The sequence below is a fragment of the Lautropia dentalis genome (assembly GCF_003892345.1).
In the GTDB taxonomy this organism is placed as follows: Bacteria; Pseudomonadota; Gammaproteobacteria; order Burkholderiales; family Burkholderiaceae_E; genus Lautropia; species Lautropia dentalis.
In genome coordinates, this window is record NZ_RRUE01000001.1 from 1,508,162 (window position 1) to 1,528,324 (window position 20,163).

Sequence of the window (20,163 nt, forward strand, 5' to 3'; positions counted from 1 at the left end):
CCGGGGCGGCAACGACCGGTGCCCCTGCGCCGGCCGCCCAGGCTGGTTCCGTCCCTGCGGCCCAGTCTGCATCAGCCACTGCGGTGCCGCAGACCGCCGGACCGGCTCCATACACGCTCTGACATGCGCCAACCCGTTCTGGTCCGGTCACCATGAAGCTCACCGTCCTTTCCCGCAGCTACTGCAGCCTCTGCCAGAAAATGCTCGACGCCCTGGCCCCCTGGCAGGCGCAGTATGGCTTCGAGGTCCAGACCATCGATGTCGATGGCGACGAGGCGCTGGTGGACCGCTACAACGAGCTGGTCCCGGTACTGCTGGCCGGCGATACCGAGATCTGCCACTGGCATCTGGACGAGGCGAAGCTGCAGGCTTTTCTGGCTTCTATCCATTTTTATTCAGAAAATTAAAAATAGCGAAATACGGCACATGTCAGGTGCCGTTTGTCGGAATTGCTACCGTTTTTGAAAATACCGAATGGTGTTTTTCATTGTGATACAACCCTGTCCGCTATACTCCCGCCTCTCTCGCTCCCTGGTTTTCCATTCCAACATCCTCTTCCACAGGAGTCCTTTCATGGATCGTCGTTCCTTTATCGGCAGCGCCGCTGCTGCCTCGCTGGCTTCCGTGTCGGTTGCTGCCGTTGCCGCCGAGAAAACCGGCCACAACCACGCTCACATGAACCACAATCAAACCCCCATGAACCACAACCACCACGCCATGCCCATGCATAGTGGCCTGTACGACGGCGTGCTGGCTGCCGCCGGCAAATGCGTGGTCGACGCCGAAGTGTGCCTGGCCCACTGCATCCGCCAGCTGTCCGAAGGCGACCAGTCGATGGCCGATTGCGCCAAGGGCGTGAACCAGATGCTGGCCCTGTGCAAGGCCCTGGAAAGCCTGGCTGCCCAGCGCTCGCCGCTGACCCCGGTGCTGGCCAAGGTGTGCATCGAGGCCTGCAAGCAGTGCGCCGATGCCTGCAAGGAACACGCTCCGCACCACGCCGAGTGCAAGGCCTGCTACGAGTCCTGCCTGGCCTGCATCGAAGCCTGCGAAAAAGTGGCCGTCAAGTAATCTGGCACCCGTTGCCCGTTGCGCCCCGGTTGGGGTGGGCGGGCAACGCCTCCGGCCTGGAGGGGAAACTCCCTTTGGGCACGCATGACGGTGTTGACGGTGCCTTGAAGCCATCGAGGATTCTGTGGCCCGCCACTCGTCCTGCGTACCCAGATGGGGGGCGCGAGGGCGAATGAGCCCGTGACACGCGCCAGGGGACAGCGCACACCATTCCGTTCGGTGTGCCTGTCCCTTTTTCGTTTCTGGGTGGGGAATGGCTGCCTGCTTTGCTGCGGGGCGTGTCCGCCTGGCCCACTGAAAGCGGGCTGTGCCGGGATACCGGCACGCGCACGGCGTAGCCTTTCTGCCAGTGAGGGGGCTGCCTCGTTGCTGGCCTATGGATCTGCTACCGTAGCGCAGCGCGCTTCCGGGCGCCCCAAAGCGCCCAGATCTCAGGAGATCCCCCATGACCGCCCAGCCCACCCAGTCTGTCACCTGGAACGATGCAACGGCCCGCACCGTCCTGCGCCAGCTGTTCGATGCTGCCGTCCGGTGCGCCGATCCGGGGGAGGCGGTCCGCCGCCATCAGCCAGAACGGCCGGTGGGGCGCTGCGTCGTGGTGGGTGCCGGCAAGGCGGCGGCAGCCATGGCGGCTGCGCTGGACGCCGCCTGGCCCGATGTGGATGTATCGGGTGTGGTCGTTACCCGCTATGGCCATGCAGGTGCAGCGGGTCATGATGCATCGGCCCCACAGCAGGGGGGCGCCACCGCATCTGCCTGCACGGCAACCTCAGAGCGCCCCGCCGCTTCGGGCAGTGTCGCAGTCGCAGCTACAGGCGGCATCCCGGTGGCTGGGGGACTCGCTGCTGCCGGCGGTACGGCCGCCCCCAGCCGCATCACCGTGCTCGAAGCCGCACACCCGGTACCGGATGAGGCCAGCGTGCGGGCCTCACGGCGCATCCTGCAGGCGGTGCAGGGACTGACGCCGGATGATCTCGTGGTGGCGCTGATTTCGGGCGGCGGTTCGTCACTGCTGACCCTGCCGGCTGCCGGCATGACGCTGGCCGACAAGCAGGCCGTCAATCGCGCCCTGCTGCACAGCGGCGCCACCATTCATGAAATGAATGTCGTGCGCCGCCAGCTATCTGCCATCAAGGGGGGACGGCTGGCTCAGGCAGCCATGCCCGCGCGGCTCTGCACACTGATCGTTTCCGACGTGCCGGGTGATGATCCGGCCATCATCGCCTCGGGACCGACCGTGGCTGATCTTGATGGCTGGCTGGATGTCATCGGTGAAAATCGTTCGGTTTCCGACAGGGAAACAGGTGGTGATACAGACGGGGGCTCGGTTGGGGATGCTGACCAGGCCAGGCGGCCCGAAATCGCAGGGGCTGCATCTGCCGACCCGCAGGCCCAGGCCCGCGAGATCGTGGCCCGTTACGGCATGCAGCTGCCACCTGCGGCCCTGCAGGTTCTGGATACGCCGCAGCCACCGGTGCGGCCCCATCCCGATCACACACTGCACATCATCGCCGCGCCGATGATGTCCCTGCAGGCGGCGGCCCGTGCGGCTCGCGACCTGGGCCTCACCCCGCTCATCCTCGGTGACGCACTGGAAGGCGAGGCCGCCCAGATGGGTACGGTGCTGGCTGGTATCGGCCGTGCCGTGGCGCTCTACGGTCAGCCGTTGCCGGCGCCAGCCGTGCTGCTGTCGGGCGGCGAGGCCACCGTCACCATCGGCCCGCAGGGTGCGGGCCGGGGTGGCCGCAACACCGAATGCCTGCTGGCCATGGCACTGGCCCTGGGGGCACAGCGGGGTGTCTGGGCACTGGCGGCCGACACCGATGGCATCGACGGCACCGAAGATGCCGCCGGCGCCCTCATCGGCCCCGACACGCTGCAGCGGGCCCGGGCGGCCGGGCTCGATCCACGCCGTTTCCTGCAGGATCACGACAGTTACAGCTTCTTTGCCGCCCTGAACGATCTGCTGATCACCGGCCCGACCGGCACCAACGTCAACGATTTTCGGGCCATTCTGATCGCGTGACCCATGCTGCCGGTTTATCCGCAGGGCGGCTGGCCAGCAGAGGGCTCACACGGCCTTCTTGCGGTTCAGCAGCGCATTCAGGATGATCGCTCCGAAGGTGGCCGTCCCGATGCCGCCCAGCTTGAAATCGCCGAACTGCAGCGTGAAGTCGCCGGCACCGAGGATCATCGTCACCGCCGCCACGATCAGGTTGCCGTTCTGGCTGAAGTCCACGCGGTTCTCCACCCAGAAGCGGGCCCCGGCAATGGTGATCAGCCCGAACACCACGATCGACACTCCACCCAGCACCGCGGTGGGGATGGTGGAAATGGCCGCTCCGAACTTCGGTGAAAAGCCCAGGCAGATGGCTGCCAGTGCCGCAATCACGAACACCAGCGTGGAATAGACGCGCGTCACTGCCATCACGCCGATGTTCTCGCCATAGGTGGTTACCCCCGTACCGCCGATGCTGCCCGACACGATGGTGGCCACCCCGTCACCGATGAACGCCCGGCCAATCGACGAATCCAGATTGCGCCCCGTCATGGCCGACACCGCCTTGATGTGTCCGAGGTTCTCGGCCACCAGCACCAGCGCCACCGGTGCGATCAGCAGAATGGCCTCCGTGGAGAAGGCCGGCGCCGTGAAGCGCGGCAGCCCGATCCACGGTGCCTGCACCACCGGCCCGAAATCGATGGGCGTCCCCAGCCCCAGCACATTGGTCAGCAGCCAGTACAGCACGTAGGCCGACATCAACCCGACGAGGATCAGCAGCTTCTGGATGGCCCCGCGTGCAAACACCGCCACGCTACCTACACACAGCACCGTGGCCAGCGACATCCAGCGGTCGAAATCGTTGGCATTGACACCTTTCACCACCACCGGTGCCAGATTCAGGCCGATCACCGCCACCACGGCACCCGTCACCACCGGTGGCATCATCCGCTCGATCCAGCGCGTGCCCGCCGCATTGACGATCAGCCCGATCAGCACATACAGCACACCGCAGGCGATGATCCCGCCCAGTGCCACCGGCAGGTTGGCATTGTCCCCACCCCCCGCATAGCCCGTGGCCGCGATCACCACGCTGATGAATGCAAAGCTCGACCCCAGATAGCTGGGCACCCGCCCGCGCACGATGAAGAAGAAGATCAGCGTGCCCACCCCCGACATCAGGATGGCGATGTTCGGATCGAAGCCCATCAGCAGCGGCGCCAGCACCGTGGCACCGAACATGGCCACCACGTGCTGCAGCCCCATGGCCACCATCTGCGGCCACGGCAGCCGTTCGTCCGGGGCAATCACGCCACCCTGGGTCCTGAGCGTCCAGTGAAAGGGGCGGGATTCTGAGGGAAGGGACCCGGGAGCCGATGCGCCGGCTGGGGGGCTCTCATGCACAGAGGAAGATGTGCGGGGCGAGGTGCCACCATGGACGGGGGAAGAAGTGCCGGGTGGGGTGCCCTCATGGCCAAGAGAAGATGTACCGGGTGGGGTGCCCTCATGGCCAAGAGAAGATGTACCGGGTGAGATGCCCCCATGGGCAGGGGGAGAGGTGCGGGGCAAGCGGCCTTCATGGATGGGGGAAGAGGTACTGTGCGAAGTGCCCTCATGGGAGGAAGGCGCTGGCACGCCGCCGGTGGGTGTTGCCGGTTCGGACGAAGGGGAGGCTTCAGTGGGCATGATGAATGTCTGAAATCAGGGGGCCGTCTGAACGTGACAGGGCAGACGGCGCATCTCCGCAGCATGGGCAGGGCTGTCCCGGCCAGCAGTCACCTCACTGGCCGCAGGATCCTGCAACCCCCAGATTTTGCACCAAACCAAAACGCCCGTTGTGCCGACCACGCACTATTCCCAATCGCGCTCCGGCAGTTCGGCTTTCAGACGTTGACCGTCATGCCGGTCACCCACCTGCACCAGAAAATCGACGAAGTCGTCCAGGGTTTTCCCGTCTCCTGTGCCGGCCGCAGCCACACACCGTCCATCCTTCACCAGCGCGCCGAACGCCTCGCCCAGCGCATCCAGCAGCTGCCGCACCGCCGGCCTCATGCCCCGGCGCGACGCGAACACGGCCTGCACCTGTCCCGGCTCCGGCTGCCAGCCGGGCAGCAGCGGCAGCAGGTCGCCTCGCTGCAGATCGTCGAAGATCATCATCAGCGGCAGGATGGCGCAGCCCGCACCGGCCAGCGCTGCACAGCGCAGCACCGCCACATCGTCCACCACCAGCCGCGGCACATGCGGTATCTGGGCCCGTTCGCCGTCGGCATTCCACAGCGTCCACACATGCCCTTCGGCGCGGTGCCCAAGCGACAGCGCGGGCAGGGCGGCCAGATCATCCGGCTGGGCGGGTGGTGCCGCACTGGTCAGCAGTGAGGGCGCGGCCACCAGTACATGCGGACTGATGGCCAGCACCTTCACCGTTTCCTCCAGCGGCAGCGGCGTACCGGGCGCACGGACCCGCAGCGCAATATCCACGCCCCCTTCCCACACATCCACCGGCCGGTTGGTGGCCTGGATGTGCAGGCGGATCTGCGGCCAGGCATTCAGAAAGCGCGTCAGCATGCTGCCCACCGCCGCCTGCAGCAGGGCCGGCGGACACGACAGATGCACCGTGCCTCGCGGTGCCGTGGACTGCTCGTTCACCAGCGCCTCGGCAGCCTCGGCCTCGGCCAGCATGGCGTGCGCATGGGCCAGCAGTGCATGGCCCGTGTCGGTCAGCGCAAACCGGCGCGTGGTGCGATGAAACAGCCGTACACCCAACCGTTCCTCCAGCTGGCTGATTCGCCGGCTGAGTTTGGACTTGGGCATGCCCAGCGCCCGGCCGGCCGGCGCAAAACCGCCATGGTCGGCTACGGCGGCGAAATAAGCGAGGTCGTTGAGGTCCTGCATGAGATGAGATGCCAAATGGGGAAACAAAGCTGCGTTGGCCAAAGTGCCGGTTGCCCGGGACACGAACGCAGTCAGGATCAGGAAAGGGGGCAGGAATGGACTGTCAGCGGCAGAGATGGCAGGAATTGGGGACAGATCATCGTTCTATATATGAAACGATGAAGTGTATTTTCAGTATGTTATCAGATCAGTCGTTTGTCCTTAATATTCATTCTATACTGTTCCTGCGCCGGAACACGGTTTCGCAACACCGGCCGATCCAGGTATCCCGGGCTGCGACACGGTCCTCGGAGCCTCTTGCACCTGAAACGGATCCGTCCAGACCACCCGGCCAGCGACGCAGCCTCTCGTCCGAAACGAAACCCGGCGCACCTGCCCATGGCAGGTGCCCACCACGGAAAGGCCCGTGCCTTTCACAAGGAGCGAACCATGAGCGCAACCCCGAGCACCACCACAAACATGGTCACCCCCGTGGCCGATGCCGTCGTCCACACCTCCCCGCACCTGTCCACCGCGGCCAAGGCCATTGTCCAGATTGGCGACAAACCCGGCCGCCACTGGGTGGGTGACGGCTTCCCGGTCCATGGCATGTTCGGCTACAACCACGGTGCCGCTGCCCGCAGCCCCTTCCTGATGATGGACTACGCCGCGCCCACCACCTTTGCTCCCAACAGCGGCCATCCCAGAGGCGTGGGCGGGCACCCGCACCGCGGCTTCGAAACCGTGACCATCGTCTACGACGGTGAGGTCGAACACCGCGACTCCACTGGCGCTGGTGGCGTGATCGGCAAGGGGGATGTGCAATGGATGACCGCCGGGGCCGGCGTCATCCACGAAGAGTTCCACTCGGAGGCCTACAGCCGCCGCGGTGGCCCCTTCGAGATGGTGCAGCTGTGGGTCAACCTGCCCGCGAAGGACAAGATGACCCCGGCGCGCTATCAGAGCATCACCGCCAGACAGATTCCTGTCGTTGGCCTGGGGCAGGGGGTCGTGCGTGTCATTGCTGGTGAGTTCGACGGCCATACCGGTCCGGCCCAGACGCACACCCCAATGAATGTCTGGGACGTACGCCTGCCGGCCGGTCAGACCGCCAGCCTGCTGCAGCCCGATGGCTGGACCACCCTGCTGCTGGTGCAGGCGGGTTCCGTACAGGTCAACGGGCAGGAAGTGACCGAAGGCCGGCTGGTCACCCTGTCGCGTGAGGGCAGTGGGCTGACGCTGGAGGCGGCAGCCGATGCCCGGGTGCTGCTGATGGCCGGTGAGCCCATCGATGAACCGGTTGCCGGCTACGGCCCCTTCGTGATGAACACCCGCGAAGAGATCCAGCAGGCCATCCTGGACTTCAACAGTGGCCGGTTCGGCGGCATGCACTGAGAGATGGCGTGTGGCCAACGGGGCGCCCGCCTGGAGGCCGATGTCTGTCTGCTTCTCTTCCTGTCACGTTCATGCCACGGCCCCGGGCGCCCGCCCGGTGTCCGGTTCGTGGTAACTTCCCTGTGTCGCGAGAAGACTCGGAGAAACACATGAAACTGTTCTACAAAGCCGGCGCCTGTTCCATGGTGCCCCACACCGCCCTGGCGTGGATCGGCAAGCCCTACGAGGCAGAAGGCGTCACCATCGAACAGATGAAGGCGCCGGCCTATCTGAAGCTCAATCCCCAGGGGGCCGTGCCGCTGCTGGTCGATGGTGAGCTGGTCGTTACGCAGAACGTTGCCATCCTGGCCTATCTCGACAGCCTGCACCCCGAAGCGAAACTGTTCGGCAGCAGCACCCCGCAGGGCAAGGCCCTGGCCTGGCGCTGGCTGGCCTTCCTGAATGCCGACGTGCACAAGGCCTTCTCGCCGCTCTTCCATGCCCCGGACTGGATGAGCGACGACGTGAAGGCTGCAGCCCAGCAGGCTGCCCGCGAGCAGATCGTCAAGATGCTGAAACAGGCCGACGACCGGCTGGCCACCACCCAATGGCTGGGGGGCGAGGACATTTCCGTGGCCGATGTGTACTGCTACGTCATTCTGCGCTGGGCGCGTGGCCTTAAACTCGACATCGGCGCCCTCAAACGGCTGGAAGACCTCTACAACCGCGTGGCCGCCAACAAGGGTGTGCAGGCCATCTGCGCCCAGGAAGGACTGCAACCATGACCTCCATCCTCATCGTTTCCGGCAGCCTGCGTGCCGGCTCCTTCAACACCGCCCTGGCCAACGCCGCGGCCGAACTGGCGCCCGAAGGGGTCGAGACCACCGTCGTCACCCTGCACGGCATCCCGCTCTACGATGGTGACATCGAATCCAGTGAAGGCATCCCTCATGCCGTGCTGCGCCTGAAAGAGAAGATTCTGGCGCACGACGGCCTGCTGCTGGCCACGCCCGAATACAACAACGGCGTGCCCGGAGTGCTGAAAAACGCCATCGACTGGGTATCCCGCGCCGACATGAAAGCCGTGTTCAACGGCCGCCCGGTGGGCCTGATGGGCGCCTCGATGGGCGGCTTCGGGACCGTTCTCGGTCAGGCCGCCTGGCTGCCCACGCTGAAGTTCCTCGGCACCGTCATCTACGGCGAAGGGGGCATGCTGCTGTCGCGTGCACAGGACACCGTGGACGGGCAGGGCAAACTGACCGACGAGGCCGCCCGGAGCAGCCTGATCAGGTTCATGGCCGGGTTTGCGGCGTTTGTGGAGAAACACAAGCTGCCGCCGGTGGAAGTGCCGGAGGGGGTGCAGCAGCAGGGGTAGCAGGTACCCGGTCAAGGGATGATGCCAAGCCGAACCTTGACCTTGATTTCTTCGAGCCACGCATGGCGGTAGTGCCGTACCGGTTCGTATCCACGAAAACGCGAAGGCGCCCTTGTGGAACAGCGGTATGCTGCATGGTAGGGGCGCCTCACAGTTCAAACGGTGAGGCCATGGAATGCTCGGCAAACAGCTCCGCCAACTGCGAGAGATTCATGCCCATCGTCTTGGCTGCCTTGCGTGCCGACAGTTGGCCATGGTCGATGGCACGATGCAGCATGCCGACAAAGGAGGGTGAGAAGCGCTTGGGTGCAGGAGAATGAGCAAGCCGCTGTCGTTCGGCTTTCAGTGCCTCTACCATGGACTTGTCGATCCAGCGCAGATTGAACAGACGCCAGGCCAGTGCAGAAGGCGCTACCCGCAGCTGGGCTGCGATGTCGGCCAGATAGGCTGAATCGTCAGTACGACGCTGGTCGATGAGCTGACTCAGGGCTGCAGTGGGCATGAGCAGCGCTGCTGCAAAACTGTTGGCCAGCTGCTCGATACGTTTGCCACGAGCACGATCTTCAAGAGAATTCGATTCCCGATGCTCGGGCTGCATGGCGTCCCATGTAAGTGCGTGGAACAGCTCGTGGGCCAGATCGTAATAGCGCCGGGCAAGTGGCTCATTGCAGGGCTGGCGGCAAGGAAGCAAAGCTCTGGTTGTACCCCTCTGTGCGGATTGCTTTCTGTGACGGGTTTTCCCGGGTGGAGCAGGTAGAACTGGTTCTTGTGGTGGAGTTGCATGTCGAAACCATCAGGAGCGCATGGAATGGGCACTTCGGTGAAAGCGACGACGGTTCGCTTTGATGACGACACGATGTGGGTGGACCTTTCGGATGGTCGGACCATCGGGGTGCCACTTGCGTGGTTTCCGCGGTTGCTGAAGGCCACGCCGAAGCAGCGTGCACAGGTGGAGATTGGCAACTACGGCCTGCATTGGGAGGCTATTGACGAGGATGTGTCGGTGGCTGGGCTGCTGGCAGGCCAGGGAGACCAGACACGGCTGGGGCGTGCTGCAATGAACCTGATGGCATGAAGACCGCTGCCCGCCCAGCGAGCTGATGTGTCATCGGAGCGGCCGGCATGACTCGCTGGCGCCCGCGGGAAAGACCACAAGAAGAAATCTCCGGGCATGAGCCGTAGCCTGCCCGAGGGGCGGCATCACCCCCAGGCAGCGGTACGCCATTACCGCCTGATCACTCTACTTCTGATGTCGATCAAAAATGGGGGGATTACCCTGGAGTTCGGGTCGGCGGATCTGGAGAGGCTGTGAATGAAATTCGTAGCCGACTTGATGAATTCTTTAGGGAATATGGTGCAGATGCCAGGAAGCAGAGGGTTGAAAACCGGTTGTACGGTTTTGCTCAGATAATATTGTCGCTGCTGTCCTGGATTCGAGGGCTGTTTGGCTAAAGCAAAAAGGCCACCGCAAGGGTGGCCTTTTCGAAAATCTGGTGCCGGTGAAGAGAGTCGAACTCCCGACCTTCGCATTACGAATGCGCTGCTCTACCAACTGAGCTACACCGGCAGGTGCTGCAGAAGCTGCGATTCTAACCTGAAACCGGGGAGGGTTGGCAAGTCCCCTTGCAGGAGAGGCCAGAACCGGTCGCGCCGATGACACACCAAGACTTGGAAGGCCGATAGATGGGTCCCGATTCTGAACAGGAGAGGAGGAGCTACCGGGCCGTTCAATCGCGAGGGAGGCTTGTGCTGAACTGGTACCTGCTATCTCGAATGACAGCATTGCTGTAGAATTGCTGTCATGTCTTCTGATTGGATCCGATTACCATGGGTGTTCTCACAGTTCGAAACGTTCCTGACGATATCCACCGTGCTCTGCGCGTTCGGGCGGCCGAACATGGTCGCAGTGCTGAAGCTGAGGTGCGAGCCATTCTCGCGTCCGTGCTCAAACCACAGGAGCGGGTCCGGGCTGGTGATGCGCTGGCGGCCATTGGCAGGGATCTTGGCCTGACTCGGGAGGACTTTGAATTCATGGAAAGGCTGCGGGACCGTACGCCTGCTCAGCCGATGAGTTTTGACGAATGATCGTACTCGATACCAACGTGGTCTCTGAGGCCATGAAGCCGGATTCGTCGTCTGCAGTGATGGCATGGCTCAATGAGCAGGATCTCAATACGCTCTATGTTTCAAGTGTTACACTGGCAGAGGAATTGTTTGGTATCAACGCATTGCCTGTTGGCAAACGCCGAAATTTGCTCCATGCGGCTTTTTTGCGGCTGCTGGCCGTGTTTAATGAGCGGATTTTGCCTTTTGATGCAGAAGCGGCGCGTTGCTATGCTGATCTGGCGCTTCTTGCAAGGCAGCGCGGGCGTGGTTTCCCTGTGCCAGATGGCTATATAGCGGCTATTGCTGCGTCCCGGGGCTTTATCGTTGCATCGCGGGATACAGCGCCTTATGAAGCTGCAGGGGTTGAAGTTGTCAATCCTTGGCTTGTGGCCTGAAGGCCCGGGAAGATTCAGCTTTTGGTCTGATTTTTGATCCGAAGAGGGGATGCGTGTGCAAGAAAGCTTGCAACCGTCCCCCACCGCAGTTTCACCCCCAGCTCCCGCCTGAGCCGCGCATTGCCCAGCCGTCGCGACTCCCGCATGAAGCTCATCCGCACCGCCGGCAATACCTGTTCCAGCTCGGCCTGCGACCGCCGCGGCGCCCTTGCCAGCCCGAATGCATCCGCCACCGCATCCATGTAGTCGCCCAGCGTCATCTGCGTGTCGTCCACCGCGTTGATGACCCGCTGCCGTGGCCCGCGCAGGAGGGCGATGCGGCAGATACGTGCCAGATCGTCGGCATGGATGTGGTTGGTGATCACGTCATCCGCACGCGTCAGCACCGGTACCTGCTGCCGCAGCCGTTCCAGCGGCAGCCGGTCGCCGGCGTAGATGCCCGGCACGCGCAGGATCAGCGCCGAAACCCCCGGCTGGTGCAGCCCGCCATGGGGTCGCGCCGTGGCCGGGGAAGATGGTGATGTTTCGCGCCACGCACGCGTGCCAAAGCGCACCTGCCGCTCGGCATCCACCCGGCGCCAGGCCCGGTCGGTCAGCGGGCGGGGTGTGTCGGTCTCGTACGTCCAGGCACCTTGACGGTCTCCATAGACGCCGGTGGTGGAAATATAGACGAAGCGTTTTGCCTGCCCCCGCCCGCCATGCTGCCCGCCACCCCGTGTCCGGTCCTTGCTTCGGCGCTGGGCGGCCACGTTCAGGGGGGCCAGATAGAGCGGCGCCAGCTGGTGCACCAGCCGGGTGGATGGGTCACGTCGCTGCCTGCGCGGCGGGTAGACGGGATGACGCGTGGCCCGATGGTTCGAAAGCCCCATGCCGGCCGACAGTCGCCGGGCTGCCTGTCCGCGGGCACGGGCCAGCGCGTGCAGCCAGAAGCGCGTCAGCCGGTCGTTGATCTCGCCGTCGGCACAGTCGGGCGGCGCCAGATGCATCACCTTCGTTGCCCACGCGGTCAGGTTGCGTTTGCCGATGTCGGCCGCCTTCACCGCCATGGCCCCCGTTGCCCGCACCTTGGCCAGTGTGGCGTCTTCCCGCGCCAGCCCGATGACGCGCCAGCCGTGGTGCAGCTGTTTCACCAGACGTTGACCTATGTCGCCACAGCCGATGATCAACAATCGTTGACGGCGAAAAACCCGCGGAACTGCGGGATAATGCCGGGTTTGTCCTGTTCTGGTTCTGACGGGAGTTGACATGAGCTATAACGTAACGATTTCACCCAGCGGCAAGCAGTTCGAGGTGGATGCCGAGACCTCGGTGCTGGAAGCCGCGCTGGATGCGGGCATCGTGCTGCCCTATGGGTGCAAGAACGGGGCCTGCGGTTCGTGCAAGTCGCTGGTCACGGAGGGTAGTGTAGTGCAGGGCGACCATCAGGCGTCGGCCCTGTCGTCATCCGAGATCACCCAGGGCTATGCGCTGCTGTGCACGGCCAAAGCCACGTCGGATCTGCAGATCGAAGCCACGGTGGTGGCCGGGGCAGGCACCATTCCGGTGCGCAAGCTGCCGGTGCGGGTGCGCAGCATCGGGCCGCTGGCGGCGGATGTGCGATGTATCCGCCTGCAGCTGCCGTTCAACGAGCGGCTGCAGTATCTGCCCGGCCAGTACGTGGACCTGATCTTCCCGGATGGGGTGCGCCGCAGCTATTCCATGGCCACGGCGCCCGACACGCTGGCCGATGTGGAGCTGCACATCCGTCATCTGCCGGGCGGCCATTTCACCGACCGGGTGTTCGGGGTGGGGCCGCGACCGGCGTTGAGGGAGCGCGAGATCTTTCGCATGGAAGGCCCGTTCGGCACCTTCTTCCTGCGCGAGGAGAGCGAGCGGCCGGTGGTGCTGCTGGCCAGCGGCACGGGTTTTGCGCCCATCAAGGCCATTGTCGAGCGTATTGCGGCGCTGCAGGCCAATGGCCAGTTCAGCCGTCCGGTGCGTCTGTACTGGGGGGGGCGCCGCCCGGCGGACCTGTATCACGATGCGCTCTGCCGCCAGTGGGAACGGGAGCTGCAGCACTTTACCTACATCCCCGTGCTGTCCGACGCTACGCCGGCCGATGCCTGGCAGGGTCGTACCGGCTTCGTGCACCAGGCGGTGATGGCCGACCTGCCATCGATGGCCGACTGGGAGGTCTATGCCTGCGGTGCCCCCATCATGGTGGAATCCGCGCGGCGCGACTTCGTGGCCCAGTGCGGGCTGGATGGCGCAAACTTCTACGCCGATGCCTTCACCTCCGAGGCAGACCGGGCGAAAGCGGCGTAAACCGCCGGTTTTTGCCCGCCGGCTCCCTGTCGGCTACGGGTCACCTGCGCACGGTCTCGCACGCTTTGCTGTAATCTCTTCTCCGTCCCGTTCGACCAAGTGGATATCGGGCCTCCATCGTGGCGGCCCCCATCCTCTCAGGGGAGAAGATCATGAAGAGACTGTTCACCCCCAGAAACCTGCTTCTGGTGGTGCTGCTGGTGTTGATGTTCCTGGCTTTCTTTGGTGGCATACCCAGTGCGGGCAGCAATCCGCTGGCGCTGGGGACGGCCGGTGCGGCGGGCAAGGGTGCCGACCAGCCGGGCAGCGAGCTGCCGCCGGGGCTCAAGGGTACGCCGCTGGCCTATCTGTCCAAACTGCAGGACGTGCAGGGCAAGCCGGCTACGTCCTACATCAAGGCGGGCAGGCCCACGCTGGTGAAGTTCTGGGCCAGCTGGTGCCCGCTGTGTCTGGCCGAGCTGGCCGACACCAATGCCTGGGCGGCCGACAAACGCTTTGCTGGTGCCAATCTGGTCACGCTGGCCTCGCCCGGCTTTCTGCGCGAAAAGCCGGCCGGTGAGTTCACCACCTGGTATTCGGCCCTCGTCAGGGACTATCCGCACATGCCGGTGCTGGTGGACAATGGTGGTCTGCTGGCGCGGCAGCTGGGCGTGAAGGTCTATCCGTCCTGGGTGGTGCTGAATGAAGACGGGGCCGTGGTGCGCGTCATCCGTGGCCGCATCACCGAGGCGCAGGCGCTGGCCATCATCGACAATCCCGAAGAGGCCGATATCTCCCGTCTGGCGCCTTCTGCGCAGACCTACTATCAACCCGACTCCAAAAAATCGGACAAAGTCATGAACACCAAAACCATCTATCTGGCCGGTGGCTGCTTCTGGGGCGTGGAAGCGTATTTTCAGCGCATTCCGGGTGTGGTGGATGCCGTGTCGGGCTACGCCAACGGCCACACCAGAAACCCCAGTTACGAGGACGTAATCCGTGGCGCCGGCCATGCCGAAACGGTGAAGGTGACCTACGATGCCGACCGTCTGAGCCTGGACGATATCCTGCAATACTATTTCCGCATCATCGACCCGACCAGCCTGAACAAGCAGGGCAATGACCGCGGTGCGCAGTACCGTACCGGCGTGTACTACACGGACCCTGCCGAGCAGGCCGTCATCCAGCGTGCGCTGGAAGCCGAGCAGAAAAAATACAGCCGCCCACTGGTGGTGGAAAACCAGCCGCTCCAGAACTTCTATGACGCCGAGGAATACCATCAGGACTACCTGATGAAAAACCCCAACGGCTACTGCCATATCGATGTGCGCAAGGCCGACGAGCCGCTGCCCGGCAAACAGGCTGGCAATCCTGCACAGGCCGGCGTGCGGGCGGATGCAGGCAATGCGGCAAACAAGGGTTTTGATGCGGCTTCCTACCAGAAACCGTCCGATGCCGACCTGAAATCGAAGCTCACGGCCGAGCAGTATCGGGTGACGCAGCAGGCCGGCACCGAGCGCGCCTTCACGCACGAGTACGACCACCTGTTCGCGCCCGGCATCTATGTGGACGTGGTGAGTGGCGAGCCGCTGTTCAGCTCGAAGGACAAGTTCGATTCCGGCTGCGGCTGGCCCAGCTTCACGAAGCCCATCGAAAAGTCGGCCGTAACCGAACACCGGGATACCAGCTTCAACATGATCCGCACCGAGGTGCGCAGCCATGCGGCCAATTCGCACCTGGGCCATGTGTTTCCCGACGGTCCGCGTGACAAGGGCGGCCTGCGCTACTGCATCAACGGGGCCAGCCTGCGCTTCATCCCGCTGGAAAAAATGCAGGAAGAGGGCTATGGCAACCTGATCGATGCCGTGAAGTAAACAGCGCGGGCGTGCGGGTGCCCATCAGTTTCTGTCAGGGCTCCCGGTATGCGCGCAGCCGGGCAAGTGTACCTGTCAGCGGTGTGCCGTGTTCCAGAGGTTTCGACGGAATACGGCACACCATTTTTTGAAGCTGCAGCGATGCGGGGTTGCGGTCGTTCAGGATGGAACCTTCCTGTCAGAAAATAAAAATTCCTTTGGAAAAAGGCGTTCTGGCAGGATGAGGCTGCCTCGTTGATTATTTCCCTGGGGAACCGTTTACCGCAGCGTATACGGCATCGACCACATCCGTCGTGAATGGGCCGTTCATGCCTTCCACCGAGGTGTTGGTGAAGGCCACCACCGCCACGTCCTTCACCGGATCGTAGAACCAGTGGTGGCCGTACACGCCGCCCCACTGCAGCGTACCGCGGCTCATCGGGGTGTGGGCCCTGGCGGGGTCATCCAGCACGGCCCAGCCATAGCCCCAGCTCCAGCCCGGTTTCATGAAGTCCAGCCAGGCAGGGTTGACATGCGGCTGCATCATTCGCGCGACCGTTTCCGGTTTCAGCACGCGCTTCTGCGCCCCGGGCCGCAGGCTGAGCAGGAATTTCATGAAATCCGGCGCTGTGCCCACCATGCCGCCGCCGCCCGACGGATAGCCCTGCCTTTTCCAGACATGGTCGTTGTCGAAGTTCAGGATGCCGCTGCCGGTGTCCAGTGTGTCCTGTGCCTGCATGCGGATGGCCGCGCGGATGCGGGGCGCGGCGCGTGCCGCCTCTGCATGGTTGTCATCATGCCTGCTGTCGCTGCTGTGCGTGCTGCCGTCGCTGGTTTGTTTGTCGCCGTTGCTGCTGTGTGTGTTGCTGCCACTGGCGTTCGTGCCGTTGCGGCCGGAGGTGGGTGCCGTGGCACTGTCCTTTGCCGGTGCATCCTTGTAGGGCACGGCCAGCCGATCCGGGTCGGTCACGGCAAAGCCGGTGTCCTTCATGCCCAGCGGGCCTGTCACGGTTTCACGTACGATGTCGGGCAGTGACTGGTGGGTTTCGGCCTCCATCGCGCCGCCCAGCACGTCGATGGACAGCGAATAGCGCCAGCCCTTGCCCGGCTCGTAAACCAGCGGCACGCTGCCCAGCCGTTTGAGGTTTTCGGCCAGACTGATGTCCATGTTCAGCCCGTCCGATACTTTGGCACGTGCGTACGGGCTGTTCCTGTCTTCCATGAAGCTGTAGCTGAGTCCGCTGGTGTGGGTGATCAGCTGCTCGATGGTGATGGTGGGGCGACGAGGTTCTGCTGTCTCTGTCTGCGTCGCCTGGGCTGCCTGGGGGGCTCTGGGCCGGAAATCCGGCAGCCAGCGGGTGACGGGGGCCTGCAGCGGCAGCCTGCCTTCTTCTTCCAGCCGCATGGCGGCGGCGGTCACCATTGGCTTGGTGACCGAGGACAGGCGGAAAATGGTGTCCGGCTGCATCGGCTTTTTCGCTTCGCGGTCGGCCCAGCCGGCGGCGCGCTGGTAGACGATCTGGCCGTGGTGGGCTACCAGCACGACGGTGCCGACGATGCGTTCTTCCTGCACCGCCTGGGTGATGACGGTGTCGAGGGTATCGAACGTCGGGGCGGGGGGATGGTCGGCAGGCATCATGGTGAGGCTCCTTCTGTGTTGGTGTCGCGTGGCGATTCGCAGGACCGTTCGTCGTCCGTGGCGTTTCGCAGGCTTCGCAATGTTTGCAGGATTTGCAGGGGTTGCAGGGGGGCAGTCGGCGGGAGGCAGATCTGCCCGTGGCTGACCCCTTCAGCTTTGTATGGAATAATCACATCGATCGTTCCGGAAATCTACGCCATCGATCTGGATAATTCAAGAGTGGTCGTTATGAAAAAGGGTGGGCAGTCGGACGCTGCTTCCAATGGGCTGTCCGTCGTTCCTGGTGGGCTGTCACGGACGGACCGCCCGCAGGCACCGGATCAGGTGTCAGCGCCGGATGCCAGCCCGGGGAGAGCGGGCTCACATCAGATGGAGGCGTCATCGAGGGAGGGGGCATCCGGCAGGCCCGCGCGCCGCCGGGGGCGACCGCCGGCCTTCGATCGGGAGACGGTGCTGCATCAGGCCACGCTGACCTTCTGGAAGCTGGGCTACGAGGGCGCCTCGATTGCCGACCTGACGGCGGCCATGGGCATCACACCGCAGAGCCTGTATGCGGCCTTCGGCTCGAAATCGGGGCTGTACCGGGAGGTGTTGGCGCATTACCAGCGAGTGTTCGGTGCGGCGTCGGTGCAGGCGCTGGAACAGCCGTCGGCGCTGGCCGGGTTCACGCAGATGCTGCGCCGCTCAGCGACGGCCTTCAGCCGGCCGGATCTGCCACGTGGCTGCATGGTGTCCACGGCCACGCTGCGCTGTGCCCGTGAGCACCAGGCGGAGGCCGATCATGTGGCGGCACTGCGCAATGCGGCCGTGGCCATGTTCGAGCGCCGTATCCGTGCCGCCATCGGGGCGGGTGAGTTCAGGCCGGATACCGACGCTGCGGCGCTGGCCCGCTTCATCGGGGCAATGATCCAGGGCATGTCTATCCAGGCGCAGGATGGCGCCACGGAGGAAGAACTGCTGGCGCTGGCCGAGGTGGCGGTCGGATTATTGGAGGAGAGATCTGTATGAGAAAGCAGGAAACCTGCGAAGGGTATGCTGTGGAGACGTTTCTTCGACTATTGGCTCGTGATATTGAACAGGGGCGAAATCTTCGGGACATTCCCGCCTATCTATTGGCCCCTGATGTCCAGACGGAGAATCACCCTGTCGATCCCGATGATGAAATCATGGGAGAGGTCGCGCTGTGAAGCTTCGGGCTGGCATGCACTCGTGGCCCGCTACCAGATGATGTTCCTCACATGAAAAAAGCCCGGACCGAAGTCCGGGCAAAAACCAACCAGGGAGGAATTCAGCAAGGGGCCCGCGCGGGCCCTCGTTGTTGCTGAACAACGACATTCTATCGACAGTTCATGATGTGTCGCGGAAATGCGTCACGCGGGCCGCTCGAGCGGATGGGTGGTGGTCGCCTGGCCGCCATCCTCGCCCAGGTGGGCCCGTTTTGCTTTGGCAGGCGGATCAGTTTCTCATTGGCGGTGACACGTATCAGGCAGGAGAACCTCATCCGGGCCATGCCAAAGGGAAGATGGACGGGGCCGGCTGGGTGGACATGGCGGAAGGCACCATCCCGCTCATGTTCAAGGCATGAATCAACAAAGCGTGAATGAACAGATCCACGCCACGTACCGGGTGCCGCCTGCCGCCCTGCGGGCAACCGCCCGGCACCGGATGGCTGCAGGTTGCGCCGGCCGGCTCTATGCTGCAGAAGCCCGGTGATTTGCCCGGCGCCGTCCTGCACGCCTCCATCAGGGAACGCGTCCATGGCGTGCGTCAGGGCCGCACCGGAACGATCCAATGACAGAGGGATGCTCTATGTGGCTGGTCTGGTGCGGCGCGCTGCTGCTGGTACTGAAGTGGTTCGAGGTGGATCCGGTGGCCACCTGGAGCTGGTGGTGGATTCTGGCACCGCTGGCGGCCGCGTTCGTGTGGTTTGAGTTCTTCGAGCGGATGTTCGGCCGTGACCGTCGCCAGGTCGAGATGGCCGAATACGAGAAGCGCGCCAAACAGCGTGTGGCCGATACCTTCGAGGGTTTCCGCAAGGGGCGCGCCGGCCGTTCCTGAGCCGGTGCATTGCCAACGTTGCCCTGCCTGGCGAAGCGGCCTGTTTTGCCTGTTGTGAGAGTATTCTGTCGGCCACGGCTGAGGCCAACGCGGGGAGGAATGATGCCATGATTCACCCTGCAGCATGGACTTCGGCGGGAGACTGCATGTTCAGCACCTGATGTGGGTGCTGCGGGGGGGCAGAGGGGCAGCCCGTCCCCCGGCACCTGCCCGTCAAAGCATGTCAGAATTGCGTGCATGAAGCGGCCGTCTGTTGGACCGCTGCCCGGTGCGGTGCAACTCGCCGGGCTGTGCTTTCTTCTTCTCCCCGACATGCTCACTCATCCCCAGTTCGATCCCGTTGCCCTGCAGATCGGTCCGCTGGCCATTCGCTGGTATGGGCTGATGTATCTGGTGGCCTTCACGCAGTTCCTGCTGCTGGGCCGCATGCGCATCGCGCAGCGCCAGCCCGGCCAGCCGCTGTACGGCCTCACCGGCAAGGACATCGAAGACCTGATGTTCTACGGGGTGCTGGGCGCCGTGATCGGCGGCCGGCTGGGCCATGTGCTCTTCTACGGGCTGCCGTACTACCTCAGCAACCCGCTGCACATTTTCTATGTGTGGGAAGGGGGCATGGCCTTTCATGGCGGGCTGGTTGGCGTGCTGCTGTCGTGCGCGCTGTTTGCCCGTCGCCATGGCCTGAAGTGGCTGGACCTGATGGATTTCGTGGCGCCGCTGGTGCCGCTGGGGCTGGCGGCTGGCCGGCTGGGCAATTTCATCAATGGTGAGCTGTGGGGCCGGGTCACGGATGTGCCCTGGGGCATGGTGTTTCCGCAGTCGGGCAGCATGCTGCCACGCCATCCGTCGCAGCTGTATGAGCTGGCGGCCGAAGGGCTGCTGATGTTCGTGGTGCTGTGGCTGTATTCGCGCAGGCCCCGGCCTACCGGCGCAGTGAGTGGGCTGTTTCTGCTGGGCTACGGGCTCTGCCGCTTTCTGGTCGAGTATGTGCGCGAGCCGGACGATGGTTTCTGGGGGCCGTTCACGGCCGGCCAGGCGCTCACGCTGCCGATGCTGGTGTTTGGCGCCTGGCTGATGTGGCGGGCCGGGCGCGGCGCAGGGGCACAGGAACGGACAGCGCCATGACACGCACCAGGGGCGGCCGC

The 20,163-nt window shown here is 64.1% G+C and carries 20 protein-coding genes and 1 tRNA gene; 15 read left to right on the forward strand and 6 right to left on the reverse strand.

What is annotated here, in order from left to right:
• Window positions 1-152: 152 nt before the first annotated feature.
• The 3 genes from EHV23_RS05790 (at window position 153) to EHV23_RS15975 (ending at window position 3,094) form a co-directional block, all read left to right on the forward strand.
• Window positions 153-407 carry a glutaredoxin family protein gene (locus tag EHV23_RS05790; RefSeq protein WP_125095094.1) on the forward strand — a complete coding sequence of 85 codons (255 nt, stop codon included), beginning with the start codon at window positions 153-155 and terminating at the stop codon, window positions 405-407.
• Window positions 408-573: 166 nt separating this feature from the next.
• The gene (locus EHV23_RS05795) at window positions 574-1,068 is read left to right on the forward strand and encodes a four-helix bundle copper-binding protein (protein WP_125095095.1); all 495 of its coding nucleotides are present in this window, start codon (window positions 574-576) and stop codon (window positions 1,066-1,068) included.
• 445 nt (window positions 1,069-1,513) lie between these two features.
• Window positions 1,514-3,094: a glycerate kinase type-2 family protein gene (locus EHV23_RS15975; protein ID WP_125095096.1), complete on the forward strand. Its 1,581-nt coding sequence runs from the start codon at window positions 1,514-1,516 to the stop codon at window positions 3,092-3,094.
• Window positions 3,095-3,139: 45 nt separating this feature from the next.
• Here EHV23_RS15975 and EHV23_RS05805 read toward each other — a convergent pair whose 3' ends face one another.
• Both EHV23_RS05805 and EHV23_RS05810 read right to left on the reverse strand, forming a co-directional pair.
• Window positions 3,140-4,378, reverse strand: a complete 1,239-nt coding sequence (locus EHV23_RS05805) for a solute carrier family 23 protein (protein ID WP_125095097.1) — start codon at window positions 4,376-4,378, stop codon at window positions 3,140-3,142.
• Between the two features lie 540 nt (window positions 4,379-4,918).
• Entirely contained in the window at window positions 4,919-5,959 is a 1,041-nt protein-coding gene (locus EHV23_RS05810) for a LysR substrate-binding domain-containing protein (protein WP_125095098.1), read from the reverse strand.
• Window positions 5,960-6,418: 459 nt separating this feature from the next.
• On the opposite strand from EHV23_RS05810, the gene EHV23_RS05815 reads away from it, so the two are divergent.
• The 3 genes from EHV23_RS05815 (at window position 6,419) to EHV23_RS05825 (ending at window position 8,687) form a co-directional block, all read left to right on the forward strand.
• Entirely contained in the window at window positions 6,419-7,333 is a 915-nt protein-coding gene (locus EHV23_RS05815) for a pirin family protein (RefSeq protein WP_125095556.1), read from the forward strand.
• A 149-nt stretch (window positions 7,334-7,482) separates the two neighbouring features.
• Window positions 7,483-8,097: a glutathione binding-like protein gene (locus tag EHV23_RS05820; RefSeq protein WP_125095099.1), complete on the forward strand. Its 615-nt coding sequence runs from the start codon at window positions 7,483-7,485 to the stop codon at window positions 8,095-8,097.
• Window positions 8,094-8,687, forward strand: coding sequence for an NADPH-dependent FMN reductase (locus tag EHV23_RS05825; protein ID WP_125095100.1), 594 nt, complete (start codon window positions 8,094-8,096; stop codon window positions 8,685-8,687). Before EHV23_RS05820 ends, EHV23_RS05825 begins: the two co-directional genes overlap by 4 nt.
• Window positions 8,688-8,835: 148 nt before the next feature.
• On the opposite strand, the gene EHV23_RS05830 is transcribed toward EHV23_RS05825, so the two are convergent.
• Window positions 8,836-9,378, reverse strand: a complete 543-nt coding sequence (locus EHV23_RS05830; RefSeq protein ID WP_125095101.1) for an ImmA/IrrE family metallo-endopeptidase — start codon at window positions 9,376-9,378, stop codon at window positions 8,836-8,838.
• A 117-nt stretch (window positions 9,379-9,495) separates the two neighbouring features.
• On the opposite strand from EHV23_RS05830, the gene EHV23_RS05840 reads away from it, so the two are divergent.
• The gene (locus tag EHV23_RS05840; protein WP_125095103.1) at window positions 9,496-9,762 is read left to right on the forward strand and encodes a DUF2442 domain-containing protein; all 267 of its coding nucleotides are present in this window, start codon (window positions 9,496-9,498) and stop codon (window positions 9,760-9,762) included.
• 416 nt (window positions 9,763-10,178) lie between these two features.
• Here the strand turns inward: EHV23_RS05840 and EHV23_RS05845 are convergent.
• Window positions 10,179-10,254 (reverse strand) — tRNA-Thr (locus EHV23_RS05845).
• 260 nt (window positions 10,255-10,514) lie between these two features.
• On the opposite strand from EHV23_RS05845, the gene EHV23_RS05850 reads away from it, so the two are divergent.
• Window positions 10,515-10,772: a FitA-like ribbon-helix-helix domain-containing protein gene (locus tag EHV23_RS05850; protein WP_125095104.1), complete on the forward strand. Its 258-nt coding sequence runs from the start codon at window positions 10,515-10,517 to the stop codon at window positions 10,770-10,772.
• Window positions 10,769-11,188 (forward strand): type II toxin-antitoxin system VapC family toxin, encoded by a 420-nt coding sequence (locus EHV23_RS05855; protein WP_125095105.1) that lies wholly within the window; start codon window positions 10,769-10,771, stop codon window positions 11,186-11,188. Before EHV23_RS05850 ends, EHV23_RS05855 begins: the two co-directional genes overlap by 4 nt.
• Window positions 11,189-11,202: 14 nt before the next feature.
• Here the strand turns inward: EHV23_RS05855 and EHV23_RS05860 are convergent, their stop codons facing one another.
• Window positions 11,203-12,318, reverse strand: coding sequence for a Rossmann-fold NAD(P)-binding domain-containing protein (locus EHV23_RS05860; RefSeq protein ID WP_238990299.1), 1,116 nt, complete (start codon window positions 12,316-12,318; stop codon window positions 11,203-11,205).
• A 115-nt stretch (window positions 12,319-12,433) separates the two neighbouring features.
• Between EHV23_RS05860 and EHV23_RS05865 the strand changes: the two genes are divergently transcribed.
• Both EHV23_RS05865 and msrAB read left to right on the forward strand, forming a co-directional pair.
• Window positions 12,434-13,492 carry a CDP-6-deoxy-delta-3,4-glucoseen reductase gene (locus EHV23_RS05865; protein WP_125095107.1) on the forward strand — a complete coding sequence of 353 codons (1,059 nt, stop codon included), beginning with the start codon at window positions 12,434-12,436 and terminating at the stop codon, window positions 13,490-13,492.
• Window positions 13,493-13,644: 152 nt separating this feature from the next.
• Window positions 13,645-15,345: a bifunctional peptide-methionine (S)-S-oxide reductase MsrA/peptide-methionine (R)-S-oxide reductase MsrB gene (gene msrAB, locus EHV23_RS05870; protein ID WP_238990300.1), complete on the forward strand. Its 1,701-nt coding sequence runs from the start codon at window positions 13,645-13,647 to the stop codon at window positions 15,343-15,345.
• A gap of 238 nt (window positions 15,346-15,583) precedes the next feature.
• Here msrAB and EHV23_RS05875 read toward each other — a convergent pair whose 3' ends face one another.
• The gene (locus tag EHV23_RS05875; protein ID WP_125095108.1) at window positions 15,584-16,963 is read right to left on the reverse strand and encodes a serine hydrolase domain-containing protein; all 1,380 of its coding nucleotides are present in this window, start codon (window positions 16,961-16,963) and stop codon (window positions 15,584-15,586) included.
• 450 nt (window positions 16,964-17,413) lie between these two features.
• On the opposite strand from EHV23_RS05875, the gene EHV23_RS05880 reads away from it, so the two are divergent.
• The 4 genes from EHV23_RS05880 to lgt all read left to right on the forward strand — a co-directional run bounded on the left by EHV23_RS05880 (window position 17,414) and on the right by lgt (window position 20,143).
• The gene (locus EHV23_RS05880; RefSeq protein ID WP_203228885.1) at window positions 17,414-17,971 is read left to right on the forward strand and encodes a TetR/AcrR family transcriptional regulator; all 558 of its coding nucleotides are present in this window, start codon (window positions 17,414-17,416) and stop codon (window positions 17,969-17,971) included.
• Window positions 17,968-18,150, forward strand: coding sequence for a hypothetical protein (locus EHV23_RS05885; protein WP_125095110.1), 183 nt, complete (start codon window positions 17,968-17,970; stop codon window positions 18,148-18,150). The genes EHV23_RS05880 and EHV23_RS05885 overlap by 4 nt, the downstream gene beginning before the upstream one ends.
• 604 nt (window positions 18,151-18,754) lie before the next feature.
• Complete coding sequence (locus EHV23_RS05890) at window positions 18,755-19,021, forward strand: TIGR04438 family Trp-rich protein (RefSeq protein WP_238990301.1); 267 nt, start codon at window positions 18,755-18,757, stop codon at window positions 19,019-19,021.
• A gap of 312 nt (window positions 19,022-19,333) precedes the next feature.
• Entirely contained in the window at window positions 19,334-20,143 is an 810-nt protein-coding gene (lgt, locus tag EHV23_RS05895) for a prolipoprotein diacylglyceryl transferase (RefSeq protein WP_125095111.1), read from the forward strand.
• Window positions 20,144-20,163: the final 20 nt, after the last annotated feature.

Coding starts and splice junctions, on each gene's coding strand:
- EHV23_RS05790 (WP_125095094.1), top strand. CDS start 153: ATGAAGCTCACCGTCCTTTCCCGCAGCTACTGCAGCCTCTGCCAGAAA.
- EHV23_RS05795 (WP_125095095.1), top strand. CDS start 574: ATGGATCGTCGTTCCTTTATCGGCAGCGCCGCTGCTGCCTCGCTGGCT.
- EHV23_RS15975 (WP_125095096.1), top strand. CDS start 1,514: ATGACCGCCCAGCCCACCCAGTCTGTCACCTGGAACGATGCAACGGCC.
- EHV23_RS05810 (WP_125095098.1), bottom strand. CDS start 5,959: ATGCAGGACCTCAACGACCTCGCTTATTTCGCCGCCGTAGCCGACCAT.
- EHV23_RS05815 (WP_125095556.1), top strand. CDS start 6,419: ATGGTCACCCCCGTGGCCGATGCCGTCGTCCACACCTCCCCGCACCTG.
- EHV23_RS05820 (WP_125095099.1), top strand. CDS start 7,483: ATGAAACTGTTCTACAAAGCCGGCGCCTGTTCCATGGTGCCCCACACC.
- EHV23_RS05825 (WP_125095100.1), top strand. CDS start 8,094: ATGACCTCCATCCTCATCGTTTCCGGCAGCCTGCGTGCCGGCTCCTTC.
- EHV23_RS05840 (WP_125095103.1), top strand. CDS start 9,496: ATGGGCACTTCGGTGAAAGCGACGACGGTTCGCTTTGATGACGACACG.
- EHV23_RS05850 (WP_125095104.1), top strand. CDS start 10,515: ATGGGTGTTCTCACAGTTCGAAACGTTCCTGACGATATCCACCGTGCT.
- EHV23_RS05855 (WP_125095105.1), top strand. CDS start 10,769: ATGATCGTACTCGATACCAACGTGGTCTCTGAGGCCATGAAGCCGGAT.
- EHV23_RS05865 (WP_125095107.1), top strand. CDS start 12,434: ATGAGCTATAACGTAACGATTTCACCCAGCGGCAAGCAGTTCGAGGTG.
- msrAB (WP_238990300.1), top strand. CDS start 13,645: ATGAAGAGACTGTTCACCCCCAGAAACCTGCTTCTGGTGGTGCTGCTG.
- EHV23_RS05875 (WP_125095108.1), bottom strand. CDS start 16,963: ATGATGCCTGCCGACCATCCCCCCGCCCCGACGTTCGATACCCTCGAC.
- EHV23_RS05885 (WP_125095110.1), top strand. CDS start 17,968: ATGAGAAAGCAGGAAACCTGCGAAGGGTATGCTGTGGAGACGTTTCTT.
- EHV23_RS05890 (WP_238990301.1), top strand. CDS start 18,755: ATGACAGAGGGATGCTCTATGTGGCTGGTCTGGTGCGGCGCGCTGCTG.
- lgt (WP_125095111.1), top strand. CDS start 19,334: ATGCTCACTCATCCCCAGTTCGATCCCGTTGCCCTGCAGATCGGTCCG.